Source organism: Paraconexibacter antarcticus, assembly GCF_024220175.1.
Lineage (GTDB): Bacteria > Actinomycetota > Thermoleophilia > Solirubrobacterales > Solirubrobacteraceae > Paraconexibacter > Paraconexibacter antarcticus.
The window spans coordinates 2,363,321-2,379,731 of sequence record NZ_CP098502.1 but is presented as its reverse complement, the minus strand read 5'-3'; the positions used below and the strand labels follow the sequence as shown (position 1 = coordinate 2,379,731).

Here is a 16,411-nt window from a genome sequence, read left to right as displayed (position 1 = left end):
CCCGTCCGTACGTTGGCCGAGATGACCGACGTGATCCTCCCGGTGCTGAACGAGTCCGCCGCGATCCCCTGGGTGCTCGGGCGGATGCCGCCGGGCCTGACCCCGATCGTCGTCGACAACGGCTCGACCGACGGCTCCGGCGCGCTCGCCGCACGGCTCGGCGCGCAGATCGTCCACGAGCCGCAGCCGGGGTTCGGCGCGGCGTGCTTCGCCGGCCTGCGGGCCGCGACGGCCGACGTCGTCTGCTTCATGGACTGCGACGCCTCGCTCGACCCCGGCGACCTCGCGCGGGTGCTCGATCCGGTCGAGCGCGGAGCGGCCGACCTCGTGCTCGGCGCCCGGCGGCCCGTCCCCGGCGCGTGGCCGGCGCACGCGCGCCTCCTCAACGCCGGCCTCGCCTTCGAACTGCGCCGCCGCGCCGGCGTGCCGCTGAGCGACCTCGGCCCGATGCGCGCCGCGCGCCGCGCGCCGCTCCTCGACCTCGGCCTCGCGGACCGCCGCTTCGGCTGGCCGCTCGAGATGGTCCTCAAGGCCGCGGCCGCCGGCTGGCGCGTCACCGAGGTCCCCGTCCTCTACCACCCCCGCGTCGGGCGCTCCAAGGTCACCGGCACCGTCCGGGGCACCGCCCGCGCCCTCCGCGACATGACCGAGGTGCTCGCCGCATGACCATCGCCCTGGCCGTCATCGCGAAGGCGCCGCGCGCCGGCCACAGCAAGACGCGGCTCACGCCGCCGTGCACGCCGCAGCAGGCGGCGGACCTCGCCGAGGCGGCGCTCGCGGACACGCTGCACGTCGTCCTCGAGACCCCGTGCGACCGCCGCGTCCTCGTCCTCGACGGCGCGCCGGGGCCGTGGCTCCCGCCCGGCTTCGACGTCATCCCCCAGCGTGGCTCAGGCCTCGACGAGCGGCTCGCAGCGGCCTTCGCGGACATCGGCGCGCCGACGCTGCTCGTCGGGATGGACACGCCGCAGCTCACGCCCTCCCTCCTGACCGCGGGCGTCGACGCGCTCCGCGCGGGCGCGCCCGCCGTCCTCGGCCTCGCCGACGACGGCGGGTACTGGGCCATCGGGTTGCCCGACAGCGACCCGGCGCTCTTCCACGGCGTGCCGATGAGCACCGGCGCGACCGGCGCCGCCCAGCGCGCCCGCCTGCGCGCCCACGGCCGTGACCCCGTGCTGCTGCCCCCGCTCCGGGACGTCGACCACTTCGCCGACGCGCTCGCCGCGGCGGCCCTCCGGCCGGCCGGGCGCTTCGCCCGGGCCGTCGCGGCGCTCGCGGCATGAACCCCGCCGACCTCTACGGCCTCGGCCTGCGCGGCGACGAGCCCGGCCTCGTCCTCCGCGAGGCCGACGGCCGCACCGGCCCCGTCCCGATCGCCACCTGGCTCGGCCCCCTCACCCCGGCCGACCACGACGTCCTCGCGCGGGCGGCGGCCCCGGTGCTCGACGTCGGCTGCGGCCCCGGGCGGCACGTCGTCGCGCTGGCGCGCCGCGGCGTCTTCGCGACCGGCGTCGACGTCTCCCCCGTCGCGGTCGAGGTCGCCCGGGCGCGCGGCGCCCGCGTCATCCACGCCTCGGTCTTCGCGGCGATCCCGGGCGCGGGGACGTGGGGCACCGCGCTCCTGCTCGACGGCAACATCGGCATCGGCGGGCAGCCCGTCCGCCTCCTCGCCCGGCTGCGGGCGCTCCTGCGCCCGGGCGGCGAGATCCTCGCCGAGCTCGACGCCCCCGGCACGGCGTCGCGCACCGCGAGCGTCCGGCTCGAGGGCGCCGGCGGCGTGAGCGAGTGGTTCCCGTGGGCGCGGGTCGGCGTCGACGGCATCCACGCCCAGGCCCCGCTCGCCGGCCTGCGCGTGACCGAGACGTGGGAAGGAGCGGGACGATGGTTCGCCCGGCTCGCCGCCGCACGGTAGGGGACGAGCTGCGCGCCGGGCGCTCGCTCGGCGAGGCGTTCGAGGCCGAGTTCGGCCACCTCGCGGCCGGCCCGTTCGCGGAGGACGCCTTCCCGAGCCGCCTGCACGACGAGCGCGTCACCGCGGTCCTCGGCGTCGCACTCGGCGTGGCGTTCCTCACGTGCTTCCTCACCGGCCTGCTCTCGCACTTCGCCCAGCAGCCGCTCGACGTCGGGTTCCTCTCGATGCCGGCGAGCCCCGCCGGGCTGTACCGCGTCACGCAGGGCGTCCACGTCGCGGCCGGCACCGCCGCGATCCCGCTGCTGCTCGTGAAGCTCTGGTCGGTCTTCCCGAAGCTCTTCAGCTGGCCGCCGGTCGAGAACCGGGCGCAGATCGTCGAACGCATCAGCATCCTCCCGCTCGTCGCCGGGTCGATCTTCCAGCTCTTCAGCGGGCTGTCGAACACGGCGCACTGGTACCCGTGGACCTTCAGCTTCACCGTCACGCACTACTGGACCGCGTGGATCGTCATCGGCGCGCTCGTCGCGCACGTCGGGGCGAAGGTGACGATCACCCGGCGCGCGCTGGCCCCCGCCGCCCGCCGCGCCCCGGAGCCACCCGGCACGGGGCTGAGCCGCCGCGGCCTCTTCGCCGCGACCGGCGCCGCCGTCGGCGCCGTGACGCTCACGACCGTCGGGCAGACCGTGCGCCCCCTGAAGGACCTCGCGCTCCTCGCGCCGCGGCGGCCGGACCAGGGGCCGCAGGGCCTCCCGGTGAACAAGAGCGCGGTCGGCGCGCGCGTCACCGACCTCATCGCCGACCCGGGCTACACGCTGACGATCGACGGCCGCGTGCCGCACCCGGTGACGCTGACGCTCACGCAGCTGCGGGCGCTACCCCGGCACGAGGCCGACCTCGCGATCGCGTGCGTCGAGGGCTGGAGCGCCGGGGCGACGTGGCGTGGCGTCCGCGTCCGCGACCTGCTCGCGCTCGCCGGCGCGCCGGACGGCGCGGAGGTCGTCGTCCACTCCGTGCAGGCCCGCGGCGGCTACCGCACGAGCGGGCTGAACGCCGCCCACGCACGTCACCGGGACACGCTGCTCGCCCTCGAGGTGGACGGCGCGACGCTGCACCCCGACCACGGCTATCCGGTGCGGCTCATCGCGCCGAACCGGCCGGGGGTCCAGCAGACGAAGTGGGTCGGCCGGCTGGAGGTGATCTGAGTGGCCTCCCCCGCGCCCGCGCCCGCGCCCGCGCCCGCCCCCGGCGCGAGGCCCGCCGCTCGCGACGCGCCCGGCGGCGCCCTCTTCTGGCTCTCGAGCGCCGTCGGCGGCGGCATCCTGCTCTTCGGCGTCCTCGGCCTCCTGCGCCACCACGCGCAGACCGTCCCGTCGAACTGGCTGAAGTTCGTTCTCGGCGCCGTCGTCGCCCACGACGCGCTCTGGGCGCCGGCCGTCGGCCTCGCCTCGCTGCTCGCCGTGCGCGTCGTCCCCGCGCGTGTGCGGCCCGCCCTGCAGGGGACGCTCCTCGTCAGCGCGGCCGTCGTCCTCGTCTCGATCCCGGTCCTCACCGGGCGCGGGCGCAACCCGAACAACCCGTCGATCCTGCCCGGGCACTACGGCACCGCGCTGCTCGAGGTCCTGGCCGCCGTCTGGGCGGCCGGCGCCGTCGCCGCCCTCCTGGCGTTGCGGCGACCGCCGGCCGCCGGGGACGCGCCGCCGCCGCTGCCGCCGGCGCGCCCGGGCTGGTGAGCGCGGTCAGGCGGCCTCGCGCGCCCAGAGGCGGACCGCCCGCGCCGCCGTGATGAACGCCTCCGCGTCGCCGGGGCCGCCGAGGTCGACGAGCCCCTCGTCGGCCCCGCGCTCGACCCCGGCCGCGGCGAGCAGCGCGTCCGCGTCCGGGCCGCAGCCGATGAACTTCGCGTGCGCGAACGCGTCGCTCACGAAGTCCTTCGCCGCCGGGTGGCCCGCGAGCTGCGCGGCGCCGTCCGCCGAGACGAGCAGCGCCACCGCGTCGTAGAGCACCGACGGGCCGCCGCCGACCTGCTGGCCCGCCGGCCGCTGCTCGCCGTCGCTCGTCCGCACGCCACCGACCGCCGGGGCGACGAGCTCGGTCGTCATACCCTCCTCCTCGGCCGCCGCCAGCAGCGCGTCGAGCAGCGCGGCGTCGGTCCCGTCGCTCACGAGCACGCCGAGCTTGCGCCCGGCCAGCGTCTGCGGGCCGTTCCGCAGGAGGCTCAGGGCGGGCGACGGCTTCAGGTCGTCGACCCGTGCGCGGGCCGCCGGCAGCGCCTCCGGCAGCTCGCCGAGCCCGAGGCCGTCGCAGACCTGCTGCGCGAGCCCCTCGTCGACGTTCCGCAGCCCGGCCACCATCCGCCGCCGGATGTCGACCCGCTCGACCTTGCTCAGCTCGAAGGTGAACGCCGCGGCGATGTGGGCCTGCTCGACCTCGGTCTGGCTGAGGTAGAACTGGCGCGCCTGGCTGTAGTGGTCGGCGAACAGCTCCGCCCGCACCCGGCGCTTCTCGCCGGCGACCGCCTCGGCGTGGCTGCGGAAGCCGTGCTCGGGGTCCTCGCGCGGGCCGCCCTCCTCCCCGGGCCACGAGTTCGGCTCGTAGTTCGCCCGGCCGGTGGGGACGTCGGTGGCCATGTGGCCGTCCCGCTGGAAGGTCGCCATCGGGCACTTCGGCGCGTTGATCGGCAGCTGGGTGAAGTTCGGGCCGCCGAGCCGCTTGAGCTGCGTGTCGAGGTAGGAGAAGTTGCGGCCCTGGAGCAGCGGGTCGTTCGTGAAGTCGATGCCCGGGACGATGTTCTGGGTGCAGAACGCGACCTGCTCGGTCTCAGCGAAGAAGTTGTCGACGACGCGGTCGAGGACGAGGCGCCCGACGCGGCGGATCGGCACGTCCTCCTCGGGGATGAGCTTCGTCGGGTCGAGCACGTCGAACGGGAACGCGTCGGCGAAGTCGTCGTCGAAGAGCTGCAGCCCGAGCTCCCACTCCGGCAGGTCGCCCGCTCCGATGGCGTCCCACAGGTCGCGCCGGTGGAAGTCGGGGTCCGCCCCGATGAGCTTCACCGCCTCGTTCCAGACGACCGACTGCATCCCGGCCTTCGGCTTCCAGTGGAACTTCACGTACGTCGAGCGCCCGTCGGCGTTCACGAGGCGGAAGGTGTGCACGCCGAAGCCCTCCATGAAGCGGAGGGACCTCGGGATCGCGCGGTCGGACATCGCCCACAGGAGCATGTGCGTCGACTCGGGCATGAGCGACGCGAAGTCCCAGAAGTTGTCGTGCGCGGTCTGCGCCTGCGGGAAGCCGCGGTCGGGCTCCTGCTTGGCCGCGTGCACGAGGTCGGGGAACTTCAGCGCGTCCTGGATGAAGAAGACCGGCATGTTGTTGCCGACGAGGTCCCAGTTGCCGGCCTGCGTGTAGAGCTTCACCGCGAAGCCGCGCACGTCACGCGCGAGGTCCGCCGACCCCTTGTTGCCCGCGACGGTGGAGAAGCGCACGAACGCCGGCGTCCGCTCGCCGGCCCGCTGGAAGAGGTCGGCGCTCGTGATGTCGGCGAGCGACTCGTACGTCTCGAAGAACCCGTGGGCGCCGTAGCCGCGCGCGTGCACGACGCGCTCGGGGATGCGCTCGTGGTCGAAGTGGAAGAGCTTCTCACGCAGGTGGAAGTCCTCGAGCAGGGCCGGCCCGCGGTCGCCGGCGCGCAGCGAGTTCTGGTCGTCGGCCACGACGATGCCCTGCCGGGTCGTCAGCGGAGGACGGCCCCCGCCGGTCACCTGGTGGGTCTCGCCGCCGCTGCCGCGGCGGACCTCCTCCTCGCCGTACCTCACCGGCTCGCCGCCGTTCGTCGTGCGCTCGGACATCGCGTCTCCCGTCGTGCTGCGTGGGTCAGTGGTCCGGACGCCCGCTACCCGATGTCTCGGGGGTCAAACGCCGCAGACGGGCGATCGCACCGCCCGCCCGCGTCAGAGCAGGCTCGAGATGCCGTGGACCGCGGCGCTCCCGAGGGCGACCTCGAGCGACACGCCGACGAGGCCGACGACGACGCCGGCGGCCGCGACGAGCGCGTCCTCGAGCAGGACCCCGAGCGACAGGACGACGACGCCGAGCGCGGGGAGCGTGTCGAGGCCCGAGAACGGCGGGGCGAAGAACGCCGCGACGGTGAGCCCGATGACCGTGAGCCCGAAGAGGATGTTCGTCGCGCGGCGGTCGAAGAGCCACCGGGCCCGCGGCCGGGAGACGCGCTCGAGGCGGCGGATCCCGCGGAGCAGGCCGTCGAGGAAGCGCTGCTGCTTTCGCCCGTCGAGCCGGAGCCCCTCCCAGCGGCGGGGAATCGTGATGCGCTCCCGGCCGGCGACGAGCTGCGCCGCGACGAGCACCGCGACGACATCGAAGACGTGGGTGGCGCCGCCCGTGGGCAGCGGCAGGGCCGACACGCCGAGCAGCAGCACGAAGAGCAGGGCGAACGCCTTCTCGTCGAACACGTCGACGAGGCCGGCGAGCGTCCTCTCGCCGTCCCCCTCGAGCCAGGCGGCCAGCTCGTCGCTGATCGACGGCTGGGCGGGTGCGGGGGGCGGGGCGTGCTCGGTGGCCGGTGTGCGCATCCGGCAGGGATACCCGAAACCGGCCCGGCCCACCCGGCCGGTCCGCGACCGGTCAGTCGCCGAAGACCTCGCGCGCCGGCCGGGGGCACCCGAGCGCGAAGCCCTGCACCCGGTCGACGCCGAGCTCGAGGAGGCGCGCGACGGCTGCGGGATCCTCGACCCCCTCGGCGATCGTGTCGAGCTCGAGGCCGCGGGCGAGCCGGACGATGGCCTCGACGACGTGCATGTCGGCGCTCCCGTCGACGAGGTCGGTGACGAACTCGCGATCGATCTTCAGGGTGCCGACCGGCAGCCGCTTGAGGTAGCGGAAGCCGCCGTACCCGGTGCCGAAGTCGTCGAGGGCGACGCCGCAGCCGCGCGCGGTGACGCCGCGCACGAACCGCTCGGCGCTGTCCTCGTCCTCGACGAGCGCCGTCTCGGTGATCTCGAAGACGACGAGCCCGGGCCGGACGTGGAGGTCGACGAGCAGCTCGTCGACGTGGTCGAGCAGCGTCGGGTCGCCGAGCGCCGCGGCCGAGACGTTGAGGTTGACGGCATGGCCCTCGGCGGCGAACTGCAGGCCCTTGCGGATGACGACGCGGTCGATCTCCTGGATGAGGCCGCAGCGCTCGGCGACGGGCAGGAAGCCGGCCGGCAGGACGAGCCGGCCGCCGCGGTCCCGCATCCGGATGAGGAGCTCGTGGCTGACGGTGTCGCCGGTGGCGGCGTCGACGATCGGCTGGGCGTGGAGCTCGAAGCGGTCCTCGCGGAGGGCGCGCTTGATCCGCGCCTGGCAGCGGAGCGTGTGGACCTCGCCGCGGCGCGGGCCGTCGAGCGCGCTGCCGCGCCCCGGGAGCGGGCGGTGGCTCACCATCGCGCCGCCCGCGACGCCGTGCCGGAACGCCCCGATCGTGACCGAGAACCAGCGCGTGACGTGGCCGACGTGGGTCGCGTAGTCGAACTCGACGGGCTCGAGCTCGCCCTCGATCGCCGCGAGGATCGCGCTGTGGACCGCGAGCGCGATCGCGGGATCACCGTCGGTGACGGCGCCGGCGGCCTCGGCGTAGGCCACGCCGACGACCCGGAGCCCCGCGTCGGCGGCCGTCGTGTGCCAGTCGCGGTTCGCGGCGACGATGACGGCGTCGGCGTCGAGCACGGCGACGTGGCCGGGCATCGCGTCGAGGGCGCTCTGCAGCAGCTCGAGGCCGGTCGTCGCCACGGCGGATCCCTCCCGCAGGCTCACGGCGTGTCCTCCGTCGGCGTGGTCAGGGCCCAGCGGCCGCCGACGAACGTCGCCTCGCCACGGCGCTCGAGGGCCAGCAGCGCGGTGCCGATCTGGCCGACCGGCATCCCGGTCACCGCCGCCATCTCGTTCAGGCGCAGGCTCCTCGTGGCGCGGCGCAGGGCGCCGAGGACGAGGTCGGCCGAGCGCTCGCCCGCGCTCATCGCCTCACGTTGGACGCGCCGCCGCTCCTCCGCGTCGCCGCCCCCGGGCTCCCGGGGGACGCCGGGCGGGGTGGTGGCCGCGGCGGCGGCCTCTTCGCGGGGGGTGGAGAACACACGAGCATCGTCGCCCACCGGGCCCGTCCCTACGACCCTCCGATGTGATGAGCGGGTTGATGAACGTGACGGCGGGACTGCGCTACTCGAGCAGCCCCTGGCGCATGGCGACCGCCACCGCGGCGGCCTGCGTGGAGACGTCGAGCTTCTCGTAGAGCGACTGCAGGTACGTGCGGACGGTCGCCGGGCTGAGGTGCAGGGACTCGGCGATGCGCGGGGCCGACAGCCCGTCGGCGAGCAGGCGGAGGATCTCCTGCTCCCGCTCGGTGAGGCGCGGCCCGTCGGCCTCGCGCCGCCCCCGGATCTCGGCGAGCAGGCCCGGCTGCAGCTCCTGGGGCAGGACGGACTCGCCACGGGCGACGGCCGCGATCCCGTCGCACACGACCTGCGCGGGCGTGAGCTTGGAGAGGAAGCCGCTCGCTCCCGCGGCCAGGGCGTCGTAGACGAGATGGCTCTCGACGTGCGCCGAGAGGACGAGCACCTTCGTCGGCAGCTCCTCGCGGCTGATCGCGTTCAGGACGGCGGCGCCGTCGAGCTCGGGGAGCCGCAGGTCGAGGACGAGGACGTCGGGACGCGTCTCGCGCACGCGCGTCAGCGCCTCCCGTCCGTCGGTCGACGATCCGGCGAACTCGAGGTCGGGACGGCCCTTGACGGCGAGCGTCAGCCCGTTGAGGAACAGCGGGTGGTCCTCCGCGAGCCAGACGGAGACGCGCCGTTCAGGCATCGGCGCCGGGGGTCGGGGGCACGGGCTGGGGGCGGATGGCGGCGAGGGCGTCGCGGACGGTGAGGAGGAAGCGGTCGACGTCGAGGGGTTTCGTGAGGTACGCGACGGCTCCTGCCGCGACGAAGCGCCGTTCCTGCCCGGCTCCCGCGTCGGCGGAGATGACGATCACCGGGATCGCCGCCGTCGCGTCGTCGGCCTTCAGGCGCAGGAGGACGTCGTCGCCGCCGATGTCGGGCAGGTGGACGTCGAGCAGGATGAGGTCCGGGCGCTCCCGGCGGGCGCGGTCGAGCCCGGCGACGCCTTCGGTCTCGGTCCCGAGCCGCACGGCGGTCTGGGCGGTGAGGATGTCGCGCACGAGACGGATGTTCGCGGCGTTGTCCTCGATGTAGAGGATCGACACGGACGGCAGCTCGACGTCGGCCGCGGCGCGGGTGACGGGCGCCGGCGGTGTGTCGGGCGCCATCGGCGGCGAGGTACGCGGGAGGTCGACGACGAAGGTCGAGCCGACGCCGGTCTGCGTCGTCATCCGCAGCTCGCCGCCCATCGCCTCGACGAGGCCCTTGGAGACGAAGAGGCCGAGGCCCGTCCCCTGCTCGCGACCCTCCTCGGCGCCGAGCCGCTCGAAGGGCCGGAACATCCGCGGCAGGCGCTCCGCGTCGATTCCGGGGCCGGTGTCGGTGACGAGGAAGCACAGCCGCGTCTCGTCCGAGGCGTCGAACGAGATCGTGATGCGCCCGCCCGGGCGGTTGTACTTCACCGCGTTGGAGAGGAGGTTCAGGAGCACCTGGCGCAGCCGCTGGTAGTCCGCGTGGACGTAGCGGAACAGGCCGTCGTGCGCGTCGACCTCGAGCTCGAGGTGCCGTTCGGCGACGAGCGTCCGGGTGAGGTCGATGACCTCGCGCAGGACGTCGGTCGCCGCGACCGCCTCCATCGAGACACCCATCTCGCCGCGTTCGACGAGCGCGACGTCGAGGAGGTCGTCGATCATGTCCGTGAGGTGCCGGCCACCGGCGACGATCTGCGTGATGCGCTCCTGCTGCACCGGGTCGTCCGTGTCGCGCTCGAGGAGCTGCGCGAAGCCGAGGATCGCGTTCAGCGGGGTCCGGAGCTCATGGCTGATCCGCGAGACGAACGCGCTCTTCGTGCGGTCCGCGAGCTCGGCGGCGTCGCGCGCCGCGCGGAGCTCCTGCGCCGACCGCTCGCGCTCGAGGTAGCGCCCCATGACCGCGGCGATCGTCTCGAGGAGCTCCATGAGCTCGGGGTCGCGCGGGCGGCGGTGGCCGACGAGCTGCAGGACGCCGAGCGGCAGGTCGTCGGGCGCGGCGCCCCGGACCGGCATGGCGACGAGCGTCTCCTGGCCGGGGACGATGGCGGCGCGCAGCTCCCCCTCCCGCGGGCTGAGGTCCTCGAGCGTCGCGAGGTCCTCGACCCAGACGGGCGTCGCGTCCTGCCACAGCCGCCCGGTGACGCCCTCCCCCGCCGCCGCGTGCACCGCGCGGATGCCCGCGAGGTACTCGTCCGGGGCGATCTCGGGGCGCTGCCACACGTGACGCGCGGCGATCTCGTCGCCGTCGGCGAGCCACAGGATCCCGAGGTCCCAGTCCATCTCCGCGGACACGATGCGCACCGCCGCCTCGAGCGCCTCGTCCACGGGCAGGCCGCCGGCGAGGAGCTCGCCGAGCGCCTCCCGCGTGGCCCGGTGCCGGGCGAGCGTCTCCTCGCTCGTGATGTCCCGTGCCACCCCGAGGTACTCGCTGTCCCCGAGGCCGGTGATGGTCAGCTGCACCGGCAGGTGGCTGCCGTCCTTGCGCACGTAGGTCCAGCGGCGCGTCACCGCCTGCGACTCGGTCGCCCCGGCGACGAGGGCCGCCGCGCCCGAGTCGACGCCGAGCTCGCGCGCCCGCTGCTCGAGCTCCTCCGGGAGGTTGAAGATCTCCGCCGGGTGGCGGCCGACGACCTCGTCCGCCGTGTAGCCGAGCATCCGCTCCGCCCCGGGGGAGAAGAACGTGACGTGCGTCCGGCGGGCCCCGATGACGGCGTACTCGGTGATGCCCGCGACGACGGCGCTCAGGCGGTCGGCCTCGGCCGCAGCCTGCGCCTCGCTGCGCTGCAGCCGCACGTCGCGCTCCCGCAGGGCCCGCGTGGTGGACTGCAGCAGCAGGATGGCGAAGAGCGTCCGGAGCACCGTCACCAGCAGGCCGGCGGTCGCGAGCACGACGACGGCGAACGGCGGCTCCTCGCGCGCCGCGTACACGAGCAGCGCGACGCACGTGAGCGCCGAGACGCCGGGCGCCAGCACCTGGGAGACGTCGCGCCTGCCCGCGCGCGCCGGTGTCTCGGCCGGGGCGAACGGCGCCACCGCGATGATCGCCGTCGCGGCGAGCGACAGCGCCGCGATGCCCGAGCCCGGGTGGAACGTGCCGCGCGTGGACTCGTAGAGGAAGACGGCGTCGCAGACGGCGAACCCGACGACGCCGGCGCCGGCCATCCAGAGGCCGGCCGCGACCCGCCACGACCACGTCGTAAAGACGCCGACGATGACGAACACGAGCAGGAGGTCGGTGATCGGGTAGGCGATGTTCGTCGCGACGGCGTTCGCCGGCAGGCCTGGCGCGGTGAGCGCGACGAGCGTGCCGTAGAGCAGCGTGAGCGCGAGCGCCGCCGCGGCCAGCGCGCCGGCGAGCGCGTCGAGGGCGACCCGGGCGAGGACCGCGTGCGTGGGCTGCCGCGCGAAGCGCACGAGGCCCACGGCGAGCAGCAGCGGCATGAGCAGCCATGCCCCGTCGGCGTAGGACGGGTAGTCGACCGGGGGGTGGCGCCGCACGATCGCGAGGAAGACGACGAAGCCGGCGGCGCGCGCGACGAGCCCGGCCGCGACCCACTGCCAGCCCCGGCGGTGCCGCCCCGCGCGCCGCGAGCCGAGGACCGCGACGACCGCGGTCGTGACGTACGCGGCGCCCTGCAGCCAGCCGTCGAGGAGGTCGTGGAAGCGGGCGTCGGACCGGACGCCCGAGATCGTCGAGACGAGGAAGACGGCGACCTCGACGGCGAGCAGCAGGAGCGCGGCCGTGGCGACCGCGCCGCGCGGCCGCCGGGCGACGCGCGGGGTGGCCTCGGCGGCGGGCATCGGCGGAACCTACCGGCGCCGCGGGGCGGCCGCCGGAATCACGGCGCGCGGTCGCGGCCGAGATCCGTCCAGCGTCAGGCGGCCGGCGGCCCGTCGGGCGGCACCGCGATCGAGGCGAACTGCTCCTTCATCCCTGCCGCCACCGCGGCGAGCCCGGACATCGGCCGGATCATCACGACGAGCTCGGTGACGAGGCCGTCGGGCCCCGTCCGCAGCAGGTCGACGCCGTGCACCTCCGCGTCGCCGACGCGCGCCTGGAACTCGAGCACGTGGTCGGGGCCCGCGGGGTCGCCGATCTCCCGGACGTAGCGGAAGTCCTCGAAGACGCGCGAGACCCCGCTCAGGATCGCCGACACGAGCTCGCGGCCGTGGTACGGGGTGTGGGCGACGGGGCTGCGGAAGACGACGTCCTCGGCGAGCAGCGCGGGGACGGCGTCGAGGTCCCACGCCTCGATGGCGGAACGGAAGGGGTGCATGGCGGTAGGTTCGCACCATGGCCCTCCCCGTGCCCTCGGAAACGTCCACCGCGCTCGTGACGGGCGCCTCCTCCGGCATCGGCGCGGACCTCGCGCGCGAGCTCGCGGCGCGCGGTCACGGCGTGACGCTCGTCGCGCGCCGCGAGGACCGGCTGCAGACGCTCGCGGGCGAGCTGCGCGACGCCCACGGCGTACGCGCCGAGGTCCTCGCGTGCGACCTCGCGGACCCGGAGGCGCGCGACGCCCTCCCGGAGCGCATCGCCGCGCTCGGCCTCACCGTCGAGGTGCTCGTCAACAACGCCGGGTACGGCAGCGCCGGCCGGTTCGTCGGGCTCGACGCCACGAAGGAGACCGGCCAGGTGCGGCTGAACTGCGAGGCCGTCGTCGCGCTCACGCACGCGTTCGCGCCCGGGATGGTCGGGCGCGGCCGCGGGGCGATCCTCGTCGTCGCGTCGTCGGCGGGCTTCCAGCCCTTGCCGGGCCAGGCGACGTACGGCGCGACGAAGGCCTTCGCGCTCTCCTTCGCCGAGGCGCTCCACGGCGAGCTCGGCGTTCACGGCATCGCGGTCACCGCGCTGTGCCCCGGCCCGGTCCACACGGAGTTCATGGAGGTCGCGGCCGCCACCGAGCTCGCGTCCTCCGCGCCCGGCTTCGCCTGGGTCGACTCCGACGAATGCGCGCGGCAGGCGGTCGACGGCCTCGTGAAGAACCGCCGCGTCGTCGTCCCCGGCCTGGCGATCAAGGTCGTGACGCTCGCGGGGCAGCACACCCCGCGCTCGATCCTCCTGCCGCTGCTGAAGCGCTTCTACCCCGCCTGAGTGAAGACGATCTTGCCGGCGGTCTCCCCGCCGACCATCGCGCGGAAGCCCTCCTCGGCCTGCTCGAGCGGCACCTCGAGGCCGATCTTCGGCTTGATCGACTGCTGCGCGCAGTAGCTCAGGAGGTCCTGCAGCTCGTCGCGGGTGCCCATCGTCGAGCCGATGACGGAGAGCTGGAGGAAAAAGATCCGCTGTAGCTCGGCCGTGCTCGGCTCGCCGGTCGTCGTCCCGGAGATGATGATCTCGCCGCCGGGGCGCAGCGACTTCACCGAGTGCGACCACGTCGCGCCGCCGACGGTCTCGAAGACCGCGTCGACGCGCTCGGGCAGGCGCGCCCCGGTCTCGAAGACGGCATCGGCGCCCTGGGCGGTCGCGAGCGCGCGCTTCTCCTCGGTGCGGCCGGTCGCCCACACGCGCATGCCGGCGGCGCGGCCGAGCGCGACGAGGGCGGTCGCCACGCCACCGGAGGCGCCCTGCACGAGCATCGTCTGGCCCGGGCGCAGCGAGGACTTGACGAAGATCATGCGGTAGGCGGTGAGCCACGCGGTCCCCATGCAGGCGGCCTCGGCGAAGCTCAGCGACTCCGGCTTCGGGAGCACGTTGCGCTTCGGCACGATGACCTTCTCGGCGAACGTCCCCTGGTGGACCTCGGTGAAGAGCGAGCGCTTCGGGTTCAGCGTCTCGTCGCCCTGCCAGTCCTCGGAGACGACGCCGTGGATGACGACCTCGGTGCCGTCGTCGAGCACGCCGGCGCCGTCGCAGCCGAGGATCATCGGGAACCGGTCGGCCTTGATCCCGACGCCGCGGAGCGTGAAGACGTCATGCATGTTGAGGCTGGAGGCGCGGACGTTCACCGTGACCCAGCCCTCGGGGGCCTGCGGCTCGGGGCGGTCCCCGATCGTCAGGCCGGCGAGCGGGTCGTCGGGGTTGGGCGCGGAGGCGTAGACGGCGAGCATGGGGCCGATGCTATCCCCCGTCAGGCCCGGCGCAGGACCTCGTCGATGTAGGGACCGATCAGGGCGGTGACGTCGGCGGCGGTCTGACCGGGGCCGCCGGAGGGCAGCGCGGCGTGGCTGATGGCGAGGCGGACGACGCTCTCGGCGAGCAGCCGGGTCTGCTCGGGGTCGGTCTGCGGCCACCCCTCGTGCATGACCCCGTCGAGGGACGCGGTCGCGATCCCGAGGACGGGGCCGCCCTCGGTCGTGACGAGCGCGAGCAGGCCGTCGGTGCCGTCGCCGGACGCGATCGCCCGGATGAGCGGGCGCTCGGCGGCCGCCTCGAGGAACAGCGCGAACGCGGACTGCACGGCGGTGCGCGGGTCGTCGCGGTGCGCGAGGACCGTGTCGCGGACCGCCGCGAGGAAGCGGTCGGCCTCGCGCAGGACGTACTCCTGCGCGAACGCCTCGCGCGACCCGAACTCGTTGTAGACCGTCTGCCGGCTCACGCCGCCGGCCTTCGCGATGTCGGCCATCGAGATGGCGGCCCACGGGCGCTCGCGCAGCAGGTCGTCGGCGCCGTCCAGGACGCGGGCGCGGAGCAGCTCGCGCGTGGCCTCGGCGAACGTCGGCCGCGTCGCGGCCGCGGCGGGTCCGGCCGCGGCGCCGCTCACGGCGCGTCCTCCGCGGGCTCGAAGTCGACCTTCTCGCGGACGGCGCAGTCCGGGCAGCACCAGTCGTCCGGGACCTCGCTCCACGGCGTGCCGGCGGGGAAGCCCTCGCGCGGCGCGCCGGTCGCCTCGTCGTAGACGTACCCACAGCCGGGGCAGCGGTAGGCGCTCACGAGGTGCCCTCCCCCGCCCCGGGCCGCGCGAGGATCTGCCGGCGGCGGCGCGGGTGGATGTTCGCCCGCGTGACGTCGCCGCCGTAGTGCGCGAGGACGCGCTTGTCCATGACCCGGCGCCACAGCGGCGGGAAGTACGCGAGCGTGATCATGGTCCCGTACCCCGAAGGCAGCTCGGGGGCCTCGTCGAAGTGGCGCAGCGCCTGGTAGCGGCGGACCGGGTTCGCGTGGTGGTCGGAGTGCCGCTGCAGGTGGTAGAGCAGGACGTTCGACGCGGTGTTGTTCGAGTTCCAGCTGTGCTGGGGCGCGCACCGCTCGTAGCGGCCGTCCTCGCGCTTCTGCCGGACGAGCCCGTAGTGCTCGAGGTAGTTGACGACCTCGAGCAGGGAGAAGCCGAAGACGGCCTGCAGGAGCAGGTACGGGAGGACGACCGGGCCGAAGGCGACGACGAGCGCGGCGAACAGGACGACGGTCATCGCCCAGGCGTTGAGGACGTCGTTGCGGTACGTGAACGCCGGGCTCTGCAGACGGTCGAGGCGGATCTTCTCGAGCTCCCACGCCGACTTCAGGCTGCCGGTCACCGTACGGGGCAGGAACGCGTAGAGGCTCTCGCCCAGGCGGGAGGACGCGGGATCCTCGGGCGTGGCGACGCGGACGTGGTGGCCGCGGTTGTGCTCGATGAAGAAGTGGCCGTAGCCGGTCTGCGCGAGCGCGACCTTCGACGCCCAGCGCTCGCCGTTCTTGCGCTTGTGGCCGAGCTCGTGGGCCGTGTTGATCGCGACGCCGGCGACCGTGCCGACCGTGAACGCGAGGCCGATCGCCTCGAGCGCCGAGAGGTCCCCCGTGCTCCACTTCCAGCAGGCGAACACGAGGCCCGCGTACTGCAGCGGGATGTACAGATACGTGCACCAGCGGTAGTAGCGGTCCTCCTCGAGCGTCTTCACGATGCTCTCGGGCGGGTTCTCGGCGTCGCTGCCGACGACCGTGTCGAGCAGCGGCAGGATGACGTACATGAACATCGGGCCGAACCACCAGAAGACGCCGAGGCCCGTCGCCGCGACGAGCCCGACCGCGAGGAACGGCAGCGTCGGGACGAGCAGCCCGAGCAGCCACAGGTAGCGCTTCGGGTCCCGCCAGGTGACCTCGTCCTGCGTCGCGGACGGGTCCCCCGCCGTCCGCATCGTCGCTGCCTCCATCGATCCGCCTCCAGTCTCGATTGACACCAGCAGGCCCTTCCGCCCGCCTGCTTTACAGCAAGCGTATCGCGTGTAAAGCGTCCCGACAAGGTGTCAGCGCTCCGGCCCCACCCCGCCCCCGGGCGGCGTGCGGTCTCGTAGGGGTTATTCCCCCACGAGACCGCACGCTGCCCGCCCCGGCGGACCTGGCGGCCCGGCCGGGCGGTCGCTACAGTGGGAGGCCGACGCACCCCAACTCGTCGCGGCTTGCCGTG

Annotated in this window: 17 protein-coding genes; 6 read left to right on the top strand and 11 right to left on the bottom strand. The window is 74.7% G+C overall.

Annotated elements, in window-relative coordinates; translation table 11 throughout:
- Positions 1–21: 21 nt before the first annotated feature.
- From NBH00_RS11620 to NBH00_RS11600, 5 genes are read left to right on the top strand one after another with little or no spacing between them, the layout of a single operon-like run.
- On the top strand, positions 22–666 hold the full coding sequence (locus tag NBH00_RS11620; protein WP_254573485.1) for a glycosyltransferase family 2 protein: 645 nt from the start codon (positions 22–24) through the stop codon (positions 664–666).
- Positions 663–1,283: a TIGR04282 family arsenosugar biosynthesis glycosyltransferase gene (locus NBH00_RS11615; RefSeq protein WP_254573484.1), complete on the top strand. Its 621-nt coding sequence runs from the start codon at positions 663–665 to the stop codon at positions 1,281–1,283. Before NBH00_RS11620 ends, NBH00_RS11615 begins: the two co-directional genes overlap by 4 nt.
- Positions 1,280–1,912, top strand: coding sequence for a class I SAM-dependent methyltransferase (locus tag NBH00_RS11610; RefSeq protein WP_254573483.1), 633 nt, complete (start codon positions 1,280–1,282; stop codon positions 1,910–1,912). Before NBH00_RS11615 ends, NBH00_RS11610 begins: the two co-directional genes overlap by 4 nt.
- Positions 1,882–3,114, top strand: coding sequence for a molybdopterin-dependent oxidoreductase (locus NBH00_RS11605; RefSeq protein ID WP_254573482.1), 1,233 nt, complete (start codon positions 1,882–1,884; stop codon positions 3,112–3,114). The genes NBH00_RS11610 and NBH00_RS11605 overlap by 31 nt, the downstream gene beginning before the upstream one ends.
- Positions 3,115–3,642, top strand: a complete 528-nt coding sequence (locus NBH00_RS11600) for a hypothetical protein (protein ID WP_254573481.1) — start codon at positions 3,115–3,117, stop codon at positions 3,640–3,642.
- Positions 3,643–3,648: 6 nt separating this feature from the next.
- On the opposite strand, the gene NBH00_RS11595 is transcribed toward NBH00_RS11600, so the two are convergent.
- From NBH00_RS11595 to NBH00_RS11565, 7 genes are all read right to left on the bottom strand, one after another.
- Entirely contained in the window at positions 3,649–5,757 is a 2,109-nt protein-coding gene (locus NBH00_RS11595; RefSeq protein WP_254573480.1) for a catalase, read from the bottom strand.
- A gap of 102 nt (positions 5,758–5,859) precedes the next feature.
- A complete protein-coding gene (locus NBH00_RS11590; protein WP_254573479.1) occupies positions 5,860–6,498 on the bottom strand; it encodes an exopolysaccharide biosynthesis protein in 639 nt (212 codons plus the stop codon).
- Between the two features lie 52 nt (positions 6,499–6,550).
- Complete coding sequence (locus NBH00_RS11585; RefSeq protein WP_254573478.1) at positions 6,551–7,720, bottom strand: EAL domain-containing protein; 1,170 nt, start codon at positions 7,718–7,720, stop codon at positions 6,551–6,553.
- Complete coding sequence (locus tag NBH00_RS11580) at positions 7,717–8,037, bottom strand: hypothetical protein (protein ID WP_254573477.1); 321 nt, start codon at positions 8,035–8,037, stop codon at positions 7,717–7,719. Before NBH00_RS11580 ends, NBH00_RS11585 begins: the two co-directional genes overlap by 4 nt.
- A gap of 82 nt (positions 8,038–8,119) precedes the next feature.
- On the bottom strand, positions 8,120–8,761 hold the full coding sequence (locus NBH00_RS11575) for a response regulator (RefSeq protein ID WP_254573476.1): 642 nt from the start codon (positions 8,759–8,761) through the stop codon (positions 8,120–8,122).
- A complete protein-coding gene (locus tag NBH00_RS11570) occupies positions 8,754–11,888 on the bottom strand; it encodes an ATP-binding protein (protein ID WP_254573475.1) in 3,135 nt (1,044 codons plus the stop codon). Before NBH00_RS11570 ends, NBH00_RS11575 begins: the two co-directional genes overlap by 8 nt.
- Positions 11,889–11,962: 74 nt before the next feature.
- Positions 11,963–12,364: a nuclear transport factor 2 family protein gene (locus tag NBH00_RS11565; protein WP_254573474.1), complete on the bottom strand. Its 402-nt coding sequence runs from the start codon at positions 12,362–12,364 to the stop codon at positions 11,963–11,965.
- A 17-nt stretch (positions 12,365–12,381) separates the two neighbouring features.
- Between NBH00_RS11565 and NBH00_RS11560 the strand changes: the two genes are divergently transcribed.
- Positions 12,382–13,182 carry an SDR family NAD(P)-dependent oxidoreductase gene (locus NBH00_RS11560; RefSeq protein WP_254573473.1) on the top strand — a complete coding sequence of 267 codons (801 nt, stop codon included), beginning with the start codon at positions 12,382–12,384 and terminating at the stop codon, positions 13,180–13,182.
- Here NBH00_RS11560 and NBH00_RS11555 read toward each other — a convergent pair.
- Genes NBH00_RS11555 through NBH00_RS11540 form a run of 4 tightly spaced genes read right to left on the bottom strand, consistent with a single transcriptional unit; the run spans position 13,170 to position 16,157 of the window.
- The gene (locus NBH00_RS11555; RefSeq protein WP_254573472.1) at positions 13,170–14,138 is read right to left on the bottom strand and encodes a zinc-binding dehydrogenase; all 969 of its coding nucleotides are present in this window, start codon (positions 14,136–14,138) and stop codon (positions 13,170–13,172) included. The genes NBH00_RS11560 and NBH00_RS11555 overlap by 13 nt on opposite strands.
- Positions 14,139–14,158: 20 nt before the next feature.
- The gene (locus tag NBH00_RS11550) at positions 14,159–14,791 is read right to left on the bottom strand and encodes a TetR/AcrR family transcriptional regulator (RefSeq protein WP_254573471.1); all 633 of its coding nucleotides are present in this window, start codon (positions 14,789–14,791) and stop codon (positions 14,159–14,161) included.
- Entirely contained in the window at positions 14,788–14,961 is a 174-nt protein-coding gene (locus NBH00_RS11545) for a rubredoxin (RefSeq protein WP_254573470.1), read from the bottom strand. The genes NBH00_RS11550 and NBH00_RS11545 overlap by 4 nt, the downstream gene beginning before the upstream one ends.
- Positions 14,958–16,157: an alkane 1-monooxygenase gene (locus NBH00_RS11540; protein ID WP_254573469.1), complete on the bottom strand. Its 1,200-nt coding sequence runs from the start codon at positions 16,155–16,157 to the stop codon at positions 14,958–14,960. Before NBH00_RS11540 ends, NBH00_RS11545 begins: the two co-directional genes overlap by 4 nt.
- Between the last annotated feature and the right edge of the window lie 254 nt (positions 16,158–16,411).